This is a genomic window from Desulfosporosinus orientis DSM 765, from assembly GCF_000235605.1.
Classification (GTDB): Bacteria; Bacillota; Desulfitobacteriia; order Desulfitobacteriales; family Desulfitobacteriaceae; genus Desulfosporosinus; species Desulfosporosinus orientis.
On the sequence record NC_016584.1, the window covers coordinates 588,558 to 609,594 of the forward strand.

Consider the following 21,037-nt stretch of genomic DNA (forward strand, 5'->3'; position numbering starts at 1 on the left):
GCTGAATTTAATTTGGGCAAGCAAATCTTCACCCCATTACTAAAACATTTCAAAGATCTTTTCAGCGGACTTTTCTATGGGTTCTACGGTGTAGCCCACCGTATTTAGTAGAAACCATGTCCAGAAAAGGGAATTGAAGATGGCGATAATTGTGGGCACAGGAAGCCAAATGCCCCAATACTTTGTACGGGGTTTAAACGGCTCAGGTGTTTTGTCTTGCATTTGACGAGCTGCTCCAGTATATCTATTTTGCTTTTTCATAATTCTTGAATATTACCCCCCCGAGGAACATGGCAACGATGAAAGAACCAGCCAGCCAGAAAACCCAATAGCATTGAATGACCCATAGAGAATACCCTTGCAAATATGTCGCCCTCCTCATGTTTATATAACCATATTATTCCAATTATTAAATTGTTGTGCTTTTGGTCAGAAGAGAATACTCACCTAAAAAATAAAGGCAACAACGGATTAACTCGTTGTTGCCTTTATAATGTTCTTGTATTGTCTAGTAGCGGCGTGCTCCCAGATAGCGAGAGGAATAAAAACTGTCACTAAGACTGGATACTTTGACACCGCTGCTGGGGTTAGCGGCATGGACAAAGCGTCCTCCTCCGATATAAATCCCTACATGGGATGCTCCCTTAGCATAGGTGGAGAAGAATACTAAATCCCCCGAGCGCAGGTCGCTTTTGCTGACAGGGGTACCGGAAGCAAATTGTGAGTAGGACGTACGAGGAAGAGAAATTCCCGCACTTGCAAAAACATATTTGGTGAATCCTGAACAGTCAAAACCGCTTTTGCTGGTTCCCCCAAACACATAACGGGTTCCCTGCAGACTGAGGGCACGATCCACGATGGACGAGCCGCCGCTTCCCCGGGAAACATAGGCAACAGTCACCGGCTGACTGCTGGGTCCTTTGGCAATAACACGATTGACTGGCTTTTGAGTAATTTTTTCATCGATTACTTTCTTGGTAACGTCAATTCCGTTTTTCTGCACATATGAATATGTAACAACTTTGGACCCGTTGCTGCCTTCTTCAACAACTTTGGTTTGGCCGTATCCCAAGTTGTAATCAGTCTTAGAGACAACATCATAGGGAATGGTTTCCGGTCCTGAATAGGTTCCCTCACTCACAACGGTTATATAAGGTGTAGTAGAAACAAGTTTAATAGTTTGGCCGGGTTGGATCTTAGTGTCTTTAGTCGTTCCGGGATTGCCTGCCAAAACTTCGTCCGTTAACATGTCGTTTTTTCGCGCTATAAGCCACCAGGAATCATTGGGTAAAACGGTATAGTCTTTTGTACTAATTTTACCGTCCATTAGTAATTTGGAAACCTGGTCGGCAGTCTTCATTTGGTTTGGCTGAACTTCGCTTGCCTCAACATTAATTTTTTCGGCAAAGTTGACTGAAGAAACTTTGTTTTCATCGCTTGGTTTGACATAATAGTCTTCGTATTCCTTAAGGACCTTATCAGAATCTTCTTTGCTGGGCAGATAGGCGATAACCGAGTCATCTGCTTCTAACTTATATCCCTCCAGGTAATAGGTCAGTTTATGTTCCAGCTGATCTTCACTTAAAGAGGATTTAAGATAGACATCGGGTTTAACCCGGACATTTTCATAGGATATTTGGTCATGAGTTTTGGCAGTAAGACCAAAAGAAGAGCCCTGCTCCTTAAGAATGGTGTTAACCAGGTCTTGGCCGGTATTGACATTACTGACCAAACCTATTTGCTGACCATTGATGATTAGGGCAGCGGCAGAAGTGGTTGTTGAGAGATAATAAGTAAGCCCTCCTGTTAGGAGTATTGTAATCGATAAACCACCGATAACCATGGGCGATTTCCAGGGAACTCTTTGTAATGTGCTGCGTACAAGAATCGGAAAGTTCTTGAACTGTGACAGGATTGGAGGCAACTGCATGTTTCTTACCTTTCTTAGCTTACGAGGTTAGTTGACGGATTCGGGCAACAAGGTTTAAGCCCTTCGCACTCTAGTATGCGTTTCACCCCAAAAAAAATTTCCCCCGTTCTAGGTTACCTAGATTAAGCTTTTAATTTATTTTGTCGACTTTATATATTCGACATAATTATGGAATGTCCTCTAAATTTTCTATGTGGAAAATGTGGAAATTGGAGTTTTTCTTGTAAAAAACCTACTCTAAAATGAACAAAATCAGTAAGATAATAGTCATAGGGATAGATAGTGAGGTGACAACATTGGAAGACGAGTTGATTCGGATGGTGAAAGAAGCAAAAACAGGCAATAAAGAAGTACTGATCAAACTTATCATGAGTCAAAAGCAGGATTATTATCGCCTTGCCTATACCTATATGAAGAATCAAGAGGATGCCTTAGATGCCATGGAGGATATGATTCTTAAGGTTTACGAAAATCTAAAAAAGCTAAAGGATCATGCTTCTTTTTATAGCTGGAGTAAAACCATTCTAGTTAATTGCTGCAGAGATAACCTGAGAAGAAAAAACAAGGTTCTATTATTCCGAAATGTTCCGGAAGGCTCTCATGAAGACGTTTTTCATAGGATAGAGGAGCAAATGGATATAGAAGAGCACTGGGAAAAACTTAACCAGAAATACCAGGAAGTTTTAAAATTACGCTACTATCTGGATATGGATTATGAATCCATCGCAAAACTTTTGAAGATCCCTTTAGGAACCGTAAAGTCACGAATTCACACAGGGCTCTTTAAATTAAAGCAAAGCATGGGGGTGAGTAAAGGATGAAAAGTATCGAAGATATACTTAAATCGAAGAAACTGGAAATTGAGGAAATCCAAGTACCGGAAGAGTTAGAGGGACGGCTCCGCGAGGCTTTAGAAACGAGGGAACAATCCAGACCGGGAAAAGGCTTGAAAGTTTATGCTTCAGCTATGATCATTATTATAGCTATGTTGTTTTCTTTTAACTATGATGTCATTGCCTTTTATAGCAAGCAGATTCTTGGCTATGATCAGATTATGACGGCTTCTTTGAAACAATTGAGTGAACTTGGCAAAGGGCAAGCAATCGGGAAAAAATACGAATTTAAAGACGGGATTTCCTTAACCCTTGATTATGTAATGCTTGATGAAAATCAATTGTTGTTGTTTTATACCCTTAAAGATCCTTCAGGGCATGTTGATGAAAACAAGATTTCTCCCTTTATGTTTCTCAAAGCTTTTTGGGGCAGATATGATTTTCAGAATTCTCAAGGAGAAATCAATGAGGATAAAACAGAAATGAAATACATTGCCAGTTTCGAGCCCCCGCTGCCCTTTGAGAAAAACCTTACCTTGCATTTTGCGGAGATGGAGCCGGGAAAAGAAGAGGAGGCTGAAATCAGCTTTACTTTAAACAGAAATACCGCCATGGGACATACTTTGAAAAAGTCCCTTGATGCACAAATTCAAGTCGATAATAATGTCATTAAACTTGATTCTATTCTGGCCTCTCCAACCAAAACAGTCATTAGCGGGACCATTCAGAATATCTTTGAATTAGTTAAGGACCAGTTAAGCGGAGAGAGAATACGCCCTACCGAACTGGTGCTCAAGCTTGTGGCGGATGGCAAAGAAGTTCAAATTCAGGGAAGCGGAATGAGTACAGACATCAAAGGGATTACTTTTCATGAAGATTTTGATCCTCTGCCTGAGAATTTTGAGCATCTCCAACTTGAAGTGGTTAGGTTTGGAGGGGATCACGATGTTAATCAGCAGTTTGTCCTGAACAACAAGGGTGAAAAGCAAACTCTGACTATTTTAGGCCAGAAGGTTGAGATTGATAAAATCGTAACTTCTCAAAACAAAACGGAAATTACCATCAGCAGTGACGACAGTCTTAGATTAAGTAAAGTTTATTTGATGATTGATGGGAAAAAGGTTTCTTTAGAGCAAACCTTGATGGATAAGTACGATAAGCTGCCGGATGGGAGGATCATTCATACCCGGACCCTGGAATTTTTAGGCTCAGGGGATCAGTTGGGATTAAATGTCCAAAGAATGACCTATTCAAAAAACTATGACCTAATATTTGAGATTCCCGCCAAGTAAGGGATTAATGTTGGTGTTGAAGAAGGAAAACCTGGGAATATGTTGAAGTGAATAAAAGGTTAGGAAAGAACTTAAAAATCTCCTGAACAGGCAAGGGAGGAAGTTCATGAAGATTGGCAGCAAGGAGCTCAGCCAGGATATAATTATCATAGGAGCCGGTATCATCGGCTTAAGTATTGCTTATCATCTCTTGCAAAGGGATCCTAAATTGTCAATTACAGTATTGGAAAAGGATACCCTTCTAGGATTGGGTTCCACAGGCAAATGTACCGGCGGGATCAACTACCAGTTTCGGAGCCCTCAGTTGCGTCGCTTGAGTTTACTCAGCCGGGAATTCTTTCAGACCTTTGACTCAGTCTTTAATGCTCCCAGTTGGTACAAAGAAAAAGGGTACTTGATGCTGGTATCTGAAGAAGAATTGTGGGATCAATTACAAAGGGCGGCAGAACAAGCTGTGGCAGAAGGGATTCCCGTGAAGATTTTCAGCAGGCAGGAGTTAATTGAAAACTTCCCCTATCTCCATAGGGAAGGATTTGGGGGGGGATCTTTATGTGCATGGGATGCCTATGCTGATCCTTATGCTGTTCAGGCAGAGCTGTATTCAGCGGTTCGCCGTAAAGGTGCCGAGGTCTTTTTTGATCGGGAAGTGACCAAACTTATTAAAAATGGAGATACTATCCAGGGTGTGGAGATTAAAGGTGAGGAGATTAGCTGCGGACTCGTTGTAAATGCTGCCGGTCCATATGCGGCCCATGTAGCAGCCATGGCGGGAATCAGCCTGCCTGTCCAGCCTTACCGGCGTCAGGTCTATGTGTGCACAAATCCCAAAGACGTCCCTAAGGCTAATCCTACCATTGTTGATTTAGCGTCAGGTTTTTATATGCATCAGGAAGCCAGCGGTAAAACTGTGTTATTAGGAGGAACGGATAGAGAAACTTGGCCGGGTTTGGCAGATATGGTGGATAAATCAGCAGCCGAAAAATTTTTTCTTGCTGCAATGGATACAATTCCTTCAGTCATTAATGTCAAATGGCTGCGCACATATACAGGAATCTGTGAACAAACCCCTGATTTTCATCCGATTCTCGGTTATGCACCGGGATTATCAGGCCTCTTCTTGGCTAACGGATTTAGCGGGCATGGTTTTATGCATGCTCCTGCCGCCGGGCAAATTGCGGCAGACTTGATTTTAACCGGCAGTACAGAGCTTATTGATGTGGAATTATTTCACCCGCAACGATTTTTTGGAAATATTCAAGAGCCGTTCTTAATGCTGTAAGAATGGCTCTATAACGGCCTATTAGTATAGAAGATCTTAGTGAGGAGAAGAGTTCATAGGTTATGAAGAATAGTATTAGCAATGTTGTTGAAATAGCGAAAAAAATATGCCAACGGAAATTGAGTAAAGGGGATATAGCCGTTGATTGTACAATGGGGAATGGGAATGACACGGCTTTATTATGCAGCTTAGTTGGAGAAGAAGGCCGAGTGTACGCCTTTGATATTCAAGAGCAGGCCTTATTGAATACTAAGAAAAGACTTGAAGGTTTAAATTTTCTTGAGAGAGCTACATTGATTCTTGATGGTCACGAAAAAATTGATCGATATATTAAAGATAAGGTTCAGCTTATCATATTTAATCTGGGCTATTTACCTAGAGGTAACCATGAGATTACCACAAGAAGTGAAACTACCATAGAAGCTATTGGGAAATGTCTGGAATTGCTTAGGCCAAACGGGGTTATTTTGCTGATTATCTATCCGGGACATGAGAATGGAAAGCTGGAAAAAGTGGACATACATGAATTTACATCGGCCTTAAACCAAAAAGAATTTAATGTTGTGCAAGTTTGTTTTACTAACCAGATCAATAATCCCCCGGAACTTATTTACATTGAAAGGGTTAAAAGTAATTAGGAACTATATTCTCATTGCAAGCTAAGAATTCATGCCAAACTTCATCAGTGCATATGACCATGCAAGGACTCTTTTCGTATTTTTGCAATTGAGGAGGAAGGAGCCTGAAATTCAATTTCTCATAGAAGCTGGGGTCAATATCCGAATACAAGAAAATCATGCGTTGATCGTCAAGGACTAGATTAAGGCAATTTTTTAACAGTTCACTTGCATAACCGTTGCCTCTGTGATTTGGCGGTGTTAAGACAGAACCAACACCATAAATTTTTTTCCCCATAGAATCATTGAACTTTAGTAAGATAGCAGAGCAAAGGATATCTCCTTTTTCATCCAGGACATATCTTGTGCCATAAGCATCTTCTTTACGATTGTCCGAACAATATTGTTCAAAGGAGCGATTTTTACTCCATTCCGCGTAACCTTGTTCAAAAAGTAAGTTTTTTTCTTCTTCCCTTGCTTTTCTAAAAATCATGATAACACTCTTTTCTTAAGCTTCTAAAGCCTGATTCTTGCTTTTTTTTTCTTCTATGAATGAAAAAGCTTTTTTTTATTATAAGTTAATATTTTATAAATTTGTAGATTGTTGAGTGTTTCTTTCTATAAATTAATGAGCTCATAAAAAAGGCTGATGTGATGTATAGGGTGAAAAAGGATAAGCAAATGTAAGGCAGCAATCTATTGACAGATGTAATTATCTGTCATATAATAAGCGATATTATAATTTAAATGTCAATACACAGATGGCCGATGATGAGAAATAGTATGTCTTATTGAGAGTGTCTTAGCGAGTCAGAGATGGTGAAAGTCTGATACAAGTCTCTTAGACAGAATGGTTCTCAGAGGTGTGATCCGAAAGCGCTGGCTAGTAGGTGATTCCGGGGGTTTCCCGTTACAGAGACAAGGGTATCGAGATGTCTTTTCTCCGTACCTGATTTAATGAAGAGGTATCAGAGGTTTTTCTTGAAGTCCAATTTCCATTGGCTTGGATGAATCAAGAAGAGTTGCTGATACGAATTAAGGTGGTACCACGGAGCTTTCCGTCCTTTTGGACTGAAAGCTCTTTTTGTTTATCTAAAGGATTTGGTAATAAAGGTCAATATAAAATGTGAAAGGGAGAGATCGAATGCAAGAAGAAATAAGGCATGTCATATCTGATGAAGGATATGAAACAGGTGGTCATTTTGGACCCTATGGAGGCGCCTATGTTCCGGAAACCTTAGTACCGGCTTTACGAGAGTTGGAGCAGGCCTATATGGATGCCTGCCGGGATGAGGGCTTTAAGAGCGAATTTAAGGAGCTTTTGCAACGATATGTGGGGCGGCCGTCACTCTTTTATGAAGCAAAGCGCTTAGCAGAACGATTAGGGGGAGCAAGAATTTACCTCAAACGAGAAGACCTCAACCATACGGGTGCCCATAAAATTAATAATACTTTGGGACAAGTTCTTCTTGCCAAGCGCATGGGTAAGAAACGTGTTATTGCGGAGACTGGGGCAGGACAACATGGAGTGGCCACAGCAACGGCGTGTGCTCTGTTTGCGCTACCTTGCGTGGTTTATATGGGAGAAGAAGATGTGCGCAGACAGAACTTAAATGTTTTGCGGATGAAACTGCTGGGAGCGGAGGTTCGTACAGTAACTCATGGGTCTTGTACTCTTAAAGATGCAATTAATGAAGCTCTCAGAGACTGGGTGACCAATGTTGAGGAGACTTTTTATTGTTTTGGAACGGCAGCAGGACCCCATCCTTATCCTACTATTGTCAGAGATTTTCAGACGGTGATAGGGGAAGAAACGCGGGAGCAGGCCCTCAATGAGGTGGGGAAACTTCCGGAGGCTATCATCGCCTGTGTAGGTGGAGGAAGTAATGCTATCGGCATTTTTCACCCTTTTATCAATGACAGCAATGTCAGGCTGATTGGTGTTGAAGCAGGGGGGACCGGAAACAACACAGGAGAAAATGCTGCTACTCTTTGTTTGGGCGATCCCGGTGTTTTGCATGGTGCCTATAGTTATTTGCTGCAAGATGATGATGGGCAAATCGTGGTAACCACATCGGTTTCAGCAGGCCTGGATTATCCGGGGGTGGGTCCCGAACACAGCTTTTTAAAAGAAACCGGCCGAGGGGAGTATGTTAGTATTTCTGATCAAGAAGCATTAAATGCCTGCTCACTTCTTTGTCAAACAGAAGGCATATTGCCTGCTTTGGAAAGCGCCCATGCTGTTGCCTATGCGGCAAAGCTGGCGCCAGAATTAGGGAGGGATCAAGTCATTGTCGTAAACCTTTCCGGAAGAGGGGATAAAGACGTAGAAACCTTGGCTCAATATATGGAAGGAGGGCAGATCAATGAGTGAACGACTAAATAGTATTTTTAAGAGCAAGCCTGCAGGTATAACGAGACTTATTTCTTATATTATGGCAGGAGATCCGTCAGCAGAGATTAGCCTGCGTCGTTTACAGGGATTAGCTGATCACGGAGTGGATGTGCTGGAGCTGGGAGTACCTTTCAGTGATCCCATGGCAGATGGAGTCGTCATCCAAGCTGCTGGGGAGAGAGCTTTAAAAGGTGGAATGACGGTGAAAAAAACCTTTGATCTTGTGAGGGATTTTCGCAAAACTCACCATACTCCCCTTCTCATCATGAGTTATCTCAATCCACTTTTGCGCTATGGCTGGGACAGAATGGTGGAAGATGCGGCAGAAGCCGGAGTGGATGGGTTTATTCTGCCGGATCTTCCTTGGCGGGAAGGTCATGGACTGCGTTCCAGAACCAGAAAAAGAGTAGGCAGCAAGCTGACGTTTATTCCTATGATTGCCCAAACCAGCCGTGAGCAGGATGTTGAGGCAGTCTCCAGGGAGACAGAGGGATTTGCTTATGTCTTGTCACGAAATGGTATTACCGGCGGTGAGGTGGAAATTCCTCCTAATGTTCGTGAGTTCATCAAGCGCTTAGAAAATAACCTCAAAATTCCTCGCTGTGTTGGTTTTGGAATTCAGAAACCAGAGCAAGTTCAAGTCTTGGCCAAGGTTTGTGATGGTGTGGTAGTTGGAAGTGCCCTGGTCGACGCTTTCGCCAAGCTTGACAAAGATTGTCGGACAGAGGAAGAATTAATGGCCAAGGAAAAGGAAATTTTTCAATGGATGGCCGGTCTTAAGGGTTAACTCACTGAACATCAACCCGATAGTAATTTTCTTCAACTAAGGTTTTTATCTTTTGCACATGAGCTGGATCCGTAGTTTCTAATTCAAGCTCTACCTTGGCGTAACTGATGGGGATATCTAAGGTTTCCCGCCGGTGTGTAACTGCCAGGACATTGGCCCCTTTACAGGCAATCAACTGTAATAGCTGGGCCAAAGCTCCTGGCCGATCACTGATAACTGTGGTAAGAAAACACTTTCGGCCTTTGTTAACTAACCCTTTGTCGATGGTGCGAGCCAGGAGGTTAACATCTACATTTCCACCGCTTATAACCGCTGCTATTTTACGATTTTTATACTCACTGAGGCTATGGATAATACCCGCAGCTGCAGCAGCACCGGCTCCTTCAGCGACAACTTTGGCACTTTCTAAAAATAAAAGCATTGTGCTGGCAATTTCGTCTTCATCGACGGTTATGATTTCATCCACATACTGTTTTACCAGGTCAAAGGTTAAATCGCCGGGAGTTTTTACAGCAATCCCATCAGCGATGCTGGGGATACCTTTAATAGTGGTGATGTGTTGTTGGGCAACGGACTCTGCCATTGACGGGTTGTTCTTACTCTGTACACCGATTACCTTAATGGCAGGATTTAAAGTTTTTACTGCTAAAGCAATACCTGAGATTAACCCGCCGCCGCCAATTGGCAAGACCACAATTTCAACATCGGGAAGATCGTCGAGAATCTCCAGACCAATGGTTCCCTGACCTGCAATTACCAGTGGATCGTTAAAAGGATGGATAAAGGTTGCTTGGGTTTCTGCTTGAAGGCGCAAAGCCTCATTATAAGCTTCGTCATAATTTTCGCCATGAAGAATCACTTCCGCACCGTAGTTTCGGGTTGCGGATACTTTTGAAAGTGGGGCATGACTTGGCATGACAATGGTTGCTTTAATTCCATATAGGGTTGCAGCTACGGCCACTCCTTGGGCATGGTTTCCGGCAGATGAAGCAATCACGCCCCGCTGTTTTTCCTCCGGAGTTAAATTAGAGATTTTATTGTAAGCCCCTCTAAGTTTAAAAGAACCTGTACGCTGTAAGTTCTCCATTTTTACGTAGACTTGATTGCCGCTTAAATCGCTCAAAGCATGATTGTAGACTAAGGCTGTATTATAGGAAACTCCTTGGAGTATTATTTGAGCTTTTTTAATTTCTTGGAAAGAAATATTCTTCATAACAACTACCTTCCTGAAATATTTAATATGGTGGGAGAGTTTCTATTAGTTTGTTCATCTAGGTCTGCATCTATGATATCCTCTGAGAATCCTGGGAGGTAAGAGAGGTTAACCATGAATCCAAGGAAAAGAAGTTTATTAGAGGTTCATTTAGCAGTTATTTTATTTGGTTTGTCGGGATTATTTGGCAAATTATTAACGATTTCTTCAGCCATGATTACCTTTGGAAGGGTCCTCTTTTCCTGTATCTTTTTACTTTTAGTTTTTATTCTTTTTAAAAAGCAGTTTAAGATTAAAAGGCAAAGAGATATTTTTTGCTTAATAGCTATGGGGTTAATCTTGGCGATTCATTGGGGGACCTTTTTCAAATCCATCCAGATGTCCACTGTTGCTATTGGCTTGCTTACTTTTTCTACATTTCCTATCTTTGTAACCTTTATCGAGCCTTTTCTTAGCAAAGATCGAATTAAGCTTTCAGATATTATTCTCGCCTTTGGCACCTTTATAGGGATTATTTTTGTGGTTCCCCAGTTTAATTTGGAAAATAATTCGACTCAAGGGGTTGTCTGGGGGATTGTTTCCGGATTTTCCTATGCTGTTTTGTCCATGCTTAACAAAAAGTTTGTCAGTGAATACCCGGGTGAAGTAATTGCTTTTTATGAGCAATTTTTTGCCGCTCTCATATTAGCTCCCTTTTTAATTTTTCAAAAGCCTGTAATCAGCAGCAGGGATGTGGTTTTGCTTGTCATCTTAGGGGTGATTTTCACTGGATTGTCCCATTCATTATTTATTAATAGCTTGAGAGGGATTAAAACTCAAACGGCCGGAATAATTTCTTGTCTTGAGCCAGTCTATGGGATTTTTTTTGCTGGCATTATTTTAAAAGAAGCCCTTAGTTTTAAAGAGATCGTTGGTGGAGTGATAGTGTTAAGCACTGTTTTATATGCAACAATTAAAGTGAATAAAAGCATGGCAATTAAGGACTTACCCTATCCGGATAACAGGCTATGAGGATTTAACCGGCTAAAAGTGCCGGTTGCTATTGGGTTAAAATACCAGTTTACAATTCATTATAAAAGTGGTATTCTAATCAAGCGCCCAATCGGGGGAATTAATGAAAACCAAAGGGATGCCTTTGAGCATTTCAACAAAACAAATTAGCTATTGACAACGAAAGTTGAAAATGCTAAGATATAGTTCCGGCCCAAACGAGGGCGAAAACAAAATGGTCTTTGGTCTTTGAAAACTAAACAACAAGGACAGCCAATGAGAGAGACTCGCAAGAGTTTCGAAATAAATCATGAGTCAATCATCTTCTTTAAAGAAGTTTGAAATAACTTTTTTTGGAGAGTTTGATCCTGGCTCAGGACGAACGCTGGCGGCGTGCCTAACACATGCAAGTCGAACGGAGAATTGAATAAGCTTGCTTAGACAATTCTTAGTGGCGGACGGGTGAGTAACGCGTGGGTAACCTGCCCATAAAGCCGGGACAACCCTTGGAAACGAGGGCTAATACCGGATAATCTTAAGCCTTGGCATCAAGGTATAAGGAAAGATGGCCTCTGAATATGCTATCGATTATGGATGGACCCGCGTCTGATTAGCTAGTTGGTGGGGTAAAGGCCTACCAAGGCGACGATCAGTAGCCGGCCTGAGAGGGTGAACGGCCACACTGGGACTGAGACACGGCCCAGACTCCTACGGGAGGCAGCAGTGGGGAATCTTCCGCAATGGACGAAAGTCTGACGGAGCAACGCCGCGTGTATGATGAAGGTCTTCGGATTGTAAAGTACTGTCATTGGGGAAGAACGGTCTTTTTGAAAATATTGAGGAGACATGACGGTACCCAAGGAGGAAGCCCCGGCTAACTACGTGCCAGCAGCCGCGGTAATACGTAGGGGGCGAGCGTTGTCCGGAATTATTGGGCGTAAAGGGCGCGTAGGCGGATGCTTAAGTCCGGTGTGAAAGATCAGGGCTCAACCCTGAGAGTGCATCGGAAACTGGGTATCTTGAGGACAGGAGAGGAAAGTGGAATTCCACGTGTAGCGGTGAAATGCGTAGATATGTGGAGGAACACCAGTGGCGAAGGCGACTTTCTGGACTGTAACTGACGCTGAGGCGCGAAAGCGTGGGGAGCAAACAGGATTAGATACCCTGGTAGTCCACGCCGTAAACGATGAGTGCTAGGTGTAGAGGGTATCGACCCCTTCTGTGCCGCAGTTAACACAATAAGCACTCCGCCTGGGGAGTACGGCCGCAAGGTTGAAACTCAAAGGAATTGACGGGGGCCCGCACAAGCGGTGGAGCATGTGGTTTAATTCGACGCAACGCGAAGAACCTTACCAGGGCTTGACATCCACAGAACTCCGTGGAAACATGGAGGTGCCCTTCGGGGAGCTGTGAGACAGGTGGTGCATGGTTGTCGTCAGCTCGTGTCGTGAGATGTTGGGTTAAGTCCCGCAACGAGCGCAACCCCTGTATTTAGTTGCTAACGAGTAAGGTCGAGCACTCTAGATAGACTGCCGGTGACAAACCGGAGGAAGGTGGGGATGACGTCAAATCATCATGCCCCTTATGTCCTGGGCTACACACGTGCTACAATGGCCGGTACAGACGGAAGCGAAGCCGCGAGGTGAAGCCAATCCGAGAAAGCCGGTCTCAGTTCGGATTGCAGGCTGCAACTCGCCTGCATGAAGTCGGAATCGCTAGTAATCGCAGGTCAGCATACTGCGGTGAATACGTTCCCGGGCCTTGTACACACCGCCCGTCACACCACGAAAGTCTGCAACACCCGAAGCCGGTGGGGTAACCCGCAAGGGAGCTAGCCGTCGAAGGTGGGGCCGATGATTGGGGTGAAGTCGTAACAAGGTAGCCGTATCGGAAGGTGCGGCTGGATCACCTCCTTTCTAAGGAGAACGGTTTAAAGCTTAGCTTTAAACGAACATCCTATTGGTCGGTGCTTTCGAAAAATGAGGTTGTAAAAACCAAATTTGGAGAAAGATCAATATAGAGTCGAAGGACTCAAGCCGAGGGATCGGCAACTCATTGGATTGAAGCTGTTGTTTAGTTTTGAGAGACCAGGAGGCGTCAAAGGAATTTGATAAATCATGGGACCTCACGGGATTGAGGGAAAGGCAAATTGCCTAACTTGAAGTCCTTATTTTTAACGGGAAGTTAGTCCGAAAAGGACTAAGCTCATGTTGTTCTTTGAAAACTGCATAGAGAAAAGCAAATGCGAGTAAAGTCGAGAATTCACAACGAAAGGTCTGGTAACACAGACGTTTCGAATAAACCTAAAAGTAGCAAGAGTAGGTCAAGCTACTAAGGGCGTACGGTGGATGCCTAGGCGCTAAGAGTCGAAGAAGGGCGCGGTTAACAGCGAAATGCCACGGGGAATCGTAAGCAGGTATTGATCCGTGGATACCCGAATGGGGCAACCCAACCGGAGTCATGTCCGGTTATCTGTAGCTGAATACATAGGCTTCAGAAGACAACCCGGGGAACTGAAACATCTAAGTACCCGGAGGAAAAGAAAGAATAATCGATTCCCTAAGTAGCGGCGAGCGAACGGGGAAGAGCCCAAACCAGTCCCCTTGGGGGCTGGGGTTGTAGGACCCTCTTTTAAGAATGGATTTCTAGTCGAACAGATCTGGAAAGGTCGAGCAAAGAAGGTAACACTCCTGTAGACGAAAGGAAAACATTCTGTGAGGGAATCCTGAGTACCGCGGGACACGTGAAACCCCGTGGGAAGCAGGGAGGACCACCTCCCAAGGCTAAATACTACTTAGCGACCGATAGCGAACCAGTACCGTGAGGGAAAGGTGAAAAGCACCTCGGAAGAGGAGTGAAAAAGAACCTGAAACCGTGCGCTTACAAGCAGTCACAGCACGTAAGGTGTAGTGGCGTGCCTTTTGTAGAATGAACCGGCGAGTTACGGTATGTAGCGAGGTTAAGACGGGAAGTCGGAGCCGAAGCGAAAGCGAGTCTGAAAAGGGCGAAGAGTTACATGCTGTAGACCCGAAACCGTGTGATCTACCCATGGCCAGGGTGAAGGTGGGGTAAAACCCACTGGAGGCCCGAACTCACTGTCGTTGAAAAGGCAGGGGATGAGCTGTGGGTAGGGGTGAAATGCCAATCGAACACGGAGATAGCTGGTTCTCCCCGAAATAGCTTTAGGGCTAGCCTCAATTGATGAATGACGGCGGTAGAGCACTGAATAGGCTAGGGGCCTTACCAGGTTACCGAACCTTATCAAACTCCGAATGCCGTTATGTTTAGATTGGGAGTCAGACTGTGGGTGATAAGATTCATAGTCAAAAGGGAAACAGCCCAGACCATCAGCTAAGGTCCCCAAGTATACACTAAGTGGGAAAGGATGTGGAATTGCTCAGACAACCAGGATGTTGGCTCAGAAGCAGCCACCATTTAAAGAGTGCGTAATAGCTCACTGGTCGAGTGGTTCTGCGCCGAAAATGTAACGGGGCTCAAGTGTATCACCGAAGCTATGGCTTGCGCTTCATGCGCAGGGGTAGGGGAGCGTTCTATCAGCAGAGAAGTCAAACTGGAAGGTTTGGTGGAGTGGATAGAAGTGAGAATGCCGGTATGAGTATGCGAAAAGGAAGGTGAGAATCCTTCCCGCCGAAAATCTAAGGATTCCTGGGGAAGGCTCGTCCGCCCAGGGTAAGTCGGGACCTAAGCCGAGGCCGAAAGGCGTAGGTGATGGACAACTGGTTGAAATTCCAGTACCACCTAGAAATGTTTGAGCAATGGGGTGACACAGAAGGATAGGTTAAGCCAGCCGTTGGTCGAGCTGGCCCAAGCGAGTAGGATGTAGGGCAGGCAAATCCGCCCTGCGAGAATCTGAGACGTGATGGGGAGCGAACATAAGTAGCGAAGTAACCAACTCCAAGCTGTCAAGAAAAGCCTCTAGTGAGTGACTAGGTGCCCGTACCGTAAACCGACACAGGTAGATGGGGTGAGAAACCTAAGGCGCGCGAGAAAACCCTCGTTAAGGAACTCGGCAAAATGGCCCCGTAACTTCGGGAGAAGGGGCGCTCTTAGCAATAAGAGCCGCAGAGAAAAGGTCCAGGCGACTGTTTAACAAAAACACAGGTCCCTGCTAATCCGAAAGGAGATGTATAGGGGCTGACACCTGCCCGGTGCTGGAAGGTTAAGAGGAGAGGTTAGGGGTAACCCGAAGCTTTGAATTGAAGCCCCAGTAAACGGCGGCCGTAACTATAACGGTCCTAAGGTAGCGAAATTCCTTGTCAGGTAAGTTCTGACCCGCACGAAAGGTGTAACGATCTGGACACTGTCTCAACGAGGGACTCGGCGAAATTGTAATACCCGTGAAGATGCGGGTTACCTGCGACAGGACAGAAAGACCCCATGGAGCTTTACTGCAGCTTGACATTGGATTTTGGTATAAAATGTACAGGATAGGTGGGAGACTAAGAAGCTAGGGCGCCAGCCTTGGTGGAGTCGACGGTGGGATACCACTCTTTTTGTACTGAAATTCTAACCTGGGCCCCTGAATCGGGGTTAGGGACAGTATCAGGTGGGCAGTTTGACTGGGGCGGTCGCCTCCTAAAGAGTAACGGAGGCGCCCAAAGGTTCCCTCAGCGCGGTTGGAAATCGCGCGCAGAGTGTAAAGGCAAAAGGGAGCTTGACTGCGAGACCAACAAGTCGAGCAGGGACGAAAGTCGGGCTTAGTGATCCGGTGGTACCGAGTGGAAGGGCCATCGCTCAACGGATAAAAGCTACCCTGGGGATAACAGGCTTATCTCCCCCAAGAGTCCATATCGACGGGGAGGTTTGGCACCTCGATGTCGGCTCATCGCATCCTGGGGCTGTAGTAGGTCCCAAGGGTTGGGCTGTTCGCCCATTAAAGCGGTACGTGAGCTGGGTTCAGAACGTCGTGAGACAGTTCGGTCCCTATCCGTCGCAGGCGCAGGAAATTTGAGAGGATCTGTCCCTAGTACGAGAGGACCGGGATGGACGAATCCCTGGTGTACCAGTTGTTTCGCCAGAGGCACAGCTGGGTAGCTATATTCGGATCGGATAAGCGCTGAAAGCATCTAAGCGCGAAACCGGCCTCAAGATGAGATTTCCCACGAGCAATAAGCTCGGTAAGACCCCTGAAGGAAGATCAGGTAGATAGGCCAGGTGTGGAAGCGCGGTGACGTGTGGAGCTGACTGGTACTAATCGGTCGAGGGCTTGACCTAAGAGTTGCTGGAAGGTTAAAGTGGCTCAGGTTCAAAGATAATACTTGCAAAAGCGAAGATCTATGCAGTTTTGAGAGAACAGCGATCCATTGGGAATGATCCAATGGAAAGTGACAATCTCAAACATCTGGTGATAATGCCGGAGGGGTTCCACCCGTTCCCATACCGAACACGGAAGTTAAGACCTCCAGGGCCGATGATACTTGGGGCATAGCCCCTGGGAAAGCAGGACATCGCCAGGTAAACAAGCGAAAGGCCATCTCTTTATGAGATGGCCTTTCGCTTGTTTTAGTTATCTTTGCCACCTCATCTAGGGCAAGTTTTAGATTCGTCAGTACTGACGAATCTGGGGAGTCGGGGTTCCACCCGTTCGATCCACACTGCAGGAGTGTGCGTCTGGGGACGCAGTGTGGCGAAAAGCTCACCTTCGCCACGAAGTATTCCTATGTGGCGGGTGGCTCGGCGATAATGTCCACCGGACATTATCGTGCTTTTCGTATACCGAACACGGAAGTTAAGACCTCCAGGGCCGATGATACTTGGGGCATAGCCCCTGCGCAGATGATGCAGTAGTGCATTGCAAGACAGAAGAAAAAGCAATGCAGATTCTGAAATCGCTTCACGAAAGGGTGCAAACTTGCCTACTAGAGCTACATCCAGACAAAACTAGAATCGCGTACTGTAAGGATAAAGATAGAAAGAAGCAATACCAACTTACAGAATTTGACTTCCTTGGATACACATTCAGAGGAGTATTCATTAATTACAAGAATGGCAATAGGGGTGTAAACTTCATAGCGTCGGCTAGTAAGAACTCAAACAAGGCTTTTCGAGAGAAGATTAAATCGCTAGAAATACATAGGAAAACAGGCTGCAAGATTGAGATGATTGGTGGAGTAATAAATCCTATCGTTAGAGGATGGATTAATTATTTCTGTAAATACAATCCCCAGTCAACCAAGTATTCATTAGATTGTGTAAACAGGCGGTTGGTCAAATGGGCAATGTGTAAATCAAAAAGATTTCGAGGACACAGAAAGAGAGCAGAAATATGGCTATCAGAAATGAAGAAGAGAGAGCCTAATTTATTTGCACACTGGCAATACCGTAACAAACGTGTAGAATTGAGTTGAATGATAAGAGCCGGATGAGGGAAGACTTTCAAGTCCGGTTCCATGAGAAGTTGAGGGCGAAATTTCCTTTGGCTACTCGACTAAGAGGACGGCGGGGAAACCCCACCTCCTACTTAATTTCCAGGGTCGATCATACTTGGGGTATGCTATACTTTACGGAAGCATATAAGGGCACTTTAAGATGGTAAATTATTTTCATGCAATTATTTAATATGCTAATTATATTATAGATTGTAAAAAAGATACTTTCGTTAATTCATTTTGCCTATTGATTTCAAAACAGTCTTTTTTAACTTGCCCGCTGGTGTTTGCGACAGTTTCTTCGAGGAGTTGAATATTTTTTTCTAAAATAATGACCTATAATATGGATAAGAACCCAAAAAGATGTGAATCTGTAATATGATTATAATACCAGAATTGTATTGACTCTTTAAAAGTCATACCTTATAATCTCAATTATAAAAGGTGTTTTTTATAAAGACATCAAGGCTTCGGTTTTCTGAATTGAAAGGAAAATATTAATGGCAAGTGCATCAGGTGTAATCGTGCAGTCTGTAGATCGGGCATTAGATATTCTTGGATGTTTTAAAGGACAAGCGATAGAATTAGGTATTTCGGAAATTTCCGAAAGAATGGAACTAAGTAAGAGTACGGTTTACGGATTGGTGAATACACTGCTTACAAAAGGTTATTTGGAACAGAATCCTCAAACAAAACGCTATCGATTGGGAATCAAGCTGTTTGAGTTGGGCACTCTGGTGCATAATCGTATGGATTTGCGAAACGAAGCCAAGGTATTTTGTGAGGAGCTTGGCGGTAAATACAATACCACCGTGCATCTGGCCGCTCATTATGGTCATGAGATTGTTTATATAGATAAGGTTGATGCCCCCGATGCTCTAATTGTTTATTCCCAGACAGGCAAGTGCGCTCCTATGCATTGTACAGGTGTCGGCAAAGCAATCCTGGCTTTTTTGAGCGATGATGAATTGAAACGGGTTTTTGAAAAAGGAGATTTCAAAAAATATACAGAGCATACAATCACGGATCCAGAAGAATTACACCATGAACTCAGGCGTATTCATTCACGCGGATACGCTGTTGACAATGAGGAAATTGAGACCGGTCTGCGTTGTATCGCGGCTCCAATTTTCAATTATATGAATCAGCCGGTGGCGGCCATTAGTGTTTCTGCTCCTACAGTGCGGTTGCCGTTAGAACAAATTGAGGCTATCGCCAAGGATGTACAATATCACGCTCTCCAGATCTCGCAAAGACTAGGGTATAGAAGCTGACTGAAAATTCTATGAAAATTCTTTTTTAACAGAGTTAAATGGCGTATTAAAAACGCTATTTTTTCAAGAGGTATTACCGAACATGGTTCGGCAATAACGAATTGACCCAATGATATAGGATTATCTTAAAAAGTATTGTTTTTTAAACATGGTTAAGGGGTGTTTAGAAAAGCGCTATTTTTTAAATAGTTACATCAGAACTACGTTCGTTAATACCGAATATTTAGTGATCTTCTATTTTATTAGTTGTATAAATCATAAAGAAGATGGAAAAATATTAACTTTGATGTTGAAATTTAATGTTTAAGACGAAAGGAGCTGCTGAAAATGGGTTTGAACCTTTTGGAGAAAACAGAACTTTGGATCAATCATATTACCCTCGATCAGGTAAATTTGACTCAGTTCGCCGAGACGGTGGCAGATGTGCTGGGGATTGAAAGAAGTAAGGTGCTGGTGGTCGATGTCCGTCCGGACCATATTACCCTCGATATTATGGAAAACGATATTCCCACCGAAAATATTCTTGGCAAAGAGCAGGCGGTGCTTGACGCGCTTGCCAAACTGAAAGGCGTTCGCCTTTACGAGGATTCTTGTTTGCACTCCAACGGGATTCTCGGGCTGATCTGTCTGGAAGGGGGGAACCCGGTGGAAATGAATAAGACGGTCAACCATATGGTGAACGAAATCAAAGAGCGCATTTCAAAGCGAGCGATCATTTTTCCTACGGGCTTTGAACTGAAACAGAATTTGATAGAGGATACCAATACTCCCTATTTAAAAAACCTTTTAGAAAGGGAAGGCTATAAAGTGACCATCGGGGATATTATGGAAGACGATTTGGACGATATGGAATTTAAGCTTTCCGATGCAGTTTCTCGTGCCTTTGGGTTGATTATTACCACCGGTGGTGTAGGCGCTGAGGACAAGGACAAAACTGTGGAAAGTGTGTTGCGGGTCGATCCCCAGGCAGCAACGCCGTATATTGTCAAGTTTCAACAGGGAACGGGGCGCCATGTTAAGGACGGTGTGCGAATCGCAGTGGGAACAGTGGGTCCGTCGATAATGGTTTCATTCCCCGGCCCCAACGACGAAGTCCGGCTCGCCGCAGGTGCATTGATAGAATGCTTGAAAAACAACTGTGATAAAGAGGTCACTGCCCAACGAATCGCCGCGGTGCTTGCGAAAAAGCTGATGAAAAAGGGGTTCCACCATGATCATCATGGGTTAAATAAACTTTTATAAGAGAAAAGGAGAAAAAGTATGGACTGTAATAAAATTGCCCAGGAATTGTTTGATGCGGAAAAGGGACAGTATCAGATTGAAATGCCGACCGCTTCCCATCCGGATATGTTGGTGGAAGATGCTTACGCCATTCAGCTCGAAAATGTTGCCAAAAAAGTTGCCGCAGGGGAAAAAGTGATCGGCATGAAGGTAGGGTTGACCAGCAAAGCCATGCAAAATCTCTTGCATGTCAATGAACCCGATTATGGTCACCTGACCGATAAAATGCTGGTGCTGGAGGGCTCTTTTTGCCCGATGGATGAACTTAATCAGCCAAAGGTTGAAGGAGAGCTGGCCTTTTGTCTTAAGAAAACCTTGCGCGGGCCCGGTGTAACCATTGCTGATGTTTATAATGCTACGGACTGGGTAGTTCCCGCCATCGAAATAGTTGACAGCCGGATTAAAGACTGGAAGATCACACTTTCCGATACTATTGCTGACAATGGTTCCAGTGCCCGCTTTATTTTGGGCGGCCGTATGACGCCGATCAGAGATGTGGATATGCGTTTAACGGGCATGACATTAGAGAAGAATGGGGAACTGGTCAACAGTGGAACCTGCGCGGAAGTGTGGGGGAATCCTGCGGCCGCGGTTGCTTGGCTGGCGAATAAACTTTCAGAATTTAATATTGAACTGAAAGAGGGAAATATTGTCTTGGCCGGTGCAGTCACTGCTGCAATTCCAGCCGCAAAAAATGACAGTTTTACGGTAACCTTCCATGGCATGGGTAGCGTGACGGTAAAATTTAAATAACGTT

15 protein-coding genes, 3 rRNA genes, 1 riboswitch and 1 other annotated feature are annotated in these 21,037 nt (G+C 44.3%); of the genes, 14 read left to right on the plus strand and 4 right to left on the minus strand.

The window, feature by feature from the left end:
• Window positions 1–39: 39 nt before the first annotated feature.
• Window positions 40–261, minus strand: a complete 222-nt coding sequence (locus DESOR_RS02905; RefSeq protein WP_242832447.1) for a hypothetical protein — start codon at window positions 259–261, stop codon at window positions 40–42.
• 247 nt (window positions 262–508) lie between these two features.
• A complete protein-coding gene (locus DESOR_RS02910; RefSeq protein WP_042330746.1) occupies window positions 509–1,930 on the minus strand; it encodes a C40 family peptidase in 1,422 nt (473 codons plus the stop codon).
• A gap of 1 nt (window position 1,931) precedes the next feature.
• A riboswitch (cyclic di-AMP (ydaO/yuaA leader) is annotated at window positions 1,932–2,069 on the minus strand.
• 157 nt (window positions 2,070–2,226) lie between these two features.
• Between DESOR_RS02910 and DESOR_RS02915 the strand changes: the two genes are divergently transcribed.
• The 4 genes from DESOR_RS02915 (at window position 2,227) to mnmM (ending at window position 5,972) form a co-directional block, all read left to right on the plus strand.
• Entirely contained in the window at window positions 2,227–2,751 is a 525-nt protein-coding gene (locus DESOR_RS02915) for a sigma-70 family RNA polymerase sigma factor (protein WP_014183121.1), read from the plus strand.
• Complete coding sequence (locus tag DESOR_RS02920) at window positions 2,748–4,055, plus strand: DUF4179 domain-containing protein (RefSeq protein WP_014183122.1); 1,308 nt, start codon at window positions 2,748–2,750, stop codon at window positions 4,053–4,055. The genes DESOR_RS02915 and DESOR_RS02920 overlap by 4 nt, the downstream gene beginning before the upstream one ends.
• 106 nt (window positions 4,056–4,161) lie before the next feature.
• Window positions 4,162–5,334, plus strand: coding sequence for an NAD(P)/FAD-dependent oxidoreductase (locus tag DESOR_RS02925; protein ID WP_014183123.1), 1,173 nt, complete (start codon window positions 4,162–4,164; stop codon window positions 5,332–5,334).
• 62 nt (window positions 5,335–5,396) lie between these two features.
• Window positions 5,397–5,972, plus strand: coding sequence for a tRNA 5-(aminomethyl)-2-thiouridylate-methyltransferase MnmM (mnmM, locus tag DESOR_RS02930; protein ID WP_014183124.1), 576 nt, complete (start codon window positions 5,397–5,399; stop codon window positions 5,970–5,972).
• On the opposite strand, the gene DESOR_RS02935 is transcribed toward mnmM, so the two are convergent.
• The gene (locus DESOR_RS02935) at window positions 5,959–6,444 is read right to left on the minus strand and encodes a GNAT family N-acetyltransferase (protein ID WP_014183125.1); all 486 of its coding nucleotides are present in this window, start codon (window positions 6,442–6,444) and stop codon (window positions 5,959–5,961) included. The two genes, mnmM and DESOR_RS02935, sit on opposite strands and share 14 nt — an antisense overlap.
• Window positions 6,445–6,710: 266 nt before the next feature.
• Window positions 6,711–7,020, plus strand: a binding site (T-box leader).
• A 75-nt stretch (window positions 7,021–7,095) separates the two neighbouring features.
• On the opposite strand from DESOR_RS02935, the gene trpB reads away from it, so the two are divergent.
• Complete coding sequence (gene trpB, locus DESOR_RS02940) at window positions 7,096–8,325, plus strand: tryptophan synthase subunit beta (protein ID WP_014183126.1); 1,230 nt, start codon at window positions 7,096–7,098, stop codon at window positions 8,323–8,325.
• Entirely contained in the window at window positions 8,318–9,133 is an 816-nt protein-coding gene (gene trpA, locus DESOR_RS02945; RefSeq protein ID WP_014183127.1) for a tryptophan synthase subunit alpha, read from the plus strand. Before trpB ends, trpA begins: the two co-directional genes overlap by 8 nt.
• A gap of 1 nt (window position 9,134) precedes the next feature.
• On the opposite strand, the gene ilvA is transcribed toward trpA, so the two are convergent.
• Complete coding sequence (gene ilvA / locus DESOR_RS02950; RefSeq protein ID WP_014183128.1) at window positions 9,135–10,346, minus strand: threonine ammonia-lyase; 1,212 nt, start codon at window positions 10,344–10,346, stop codon at window positions 9,135–9,137.
• Window positions 10,347–10,460: 114 nt separating this feature from the next.
• Between ilvA and DESOR_RS02955 the strand changes: the two genes are divergently transcribed.
• The 8 genes from DESOR_RS02955 to DESOR_RS02990 all read left to right on the plus strand — a co-directional run bounded on the left by DESOR_RS02955 (window position 10,461) and on the right by DESOR_RS02990 (window position 21,033).
• Window positions 10,461–11,357, plus strand: a complete 897-nt coding sequence (locus DESOR_RS02955; RefSeq protein ID WP_014183129.1) for a DMT family transporter — start codon at window positions 10,461–10,463, stop codon at window positions 11,355–11,357.
• Between the two features lie 329 nt (window positions 11,358–11,686).
• Window positions 11,687–13,252 (plus strand): 16S ribosomal RNA (locus tag DESOR_RS02960).
• 405 nt (window positions 13,253–13,657) lie between these two features.
• Window positions 13,658–16,571: ribosomal RNA gene (locus DESOR_RS02965) — 23S ribosomal RNA — on the plus strand.
• 126 nt (window positions 16,572–16,697) lie between these two features.
• Window positions 16,698–16,813, plus strand: a 5S ribosomal RNA gene (gene rrf / locus DESOR_RS02970).
• Together the 16S, 23S and 5S rRNA genes form the textbook arrangement of a ribosomal RNA operon.
• 357 nt (window positions 16,814–17,170) lie before the next feature.
• Window positions 17,171–17,704, plus strand: coding sequence for a group II intron maturase-specific domain-containing protein (locus DESOR_RS02975; protein ID WP_081468456.1), 534 nt, complete (start codon window positions 17,171–17,173; stop codon window positions 17,702–17,704).
• A gap of 521 nt (window positions 17,705–18,225) precedes the next feature.
• Window positions 18,226–18,999, plus strand: a complete 774-nt coding sequence (locus tag DESOR_RS02980; protein WP_014183130.1) for an IclR family transcriptional regulator — start codon at window positions 18,226–18,228, stop codon at window positions 18,997–18,999.
• Window positions 19,000–19,326: 327 nt separating this feature from the next.
• Window positions 19,327–20,241: a molybdopterin-binding protein gene (locus tag DESOR_RS02985; RefSeq protein WP_014183131.1), complete on the plus strand. Its 915-nt coding sequence runs from the start codon at window positions 19,327–19,329 to the stop codon at window positions 20,239–20,241.
• Window positions 20,242–20,259: 18 nt separating this feature from the next.
• The gene (locus tag DESOR_RS02990) at window positions 20,260–21,033 is read left to right on the plus strand and encodes a 2-keto-4-pentenoate hydratase (protein WP_014183132.1); all 774 of its coding nucleotides are present in this window, start codon (window positions 20,260–20,262) and stop codon (window positions 21,031–21,033) included.
• Window positions 21,034–21,037 lie beyond the last annotated feature (4 nt).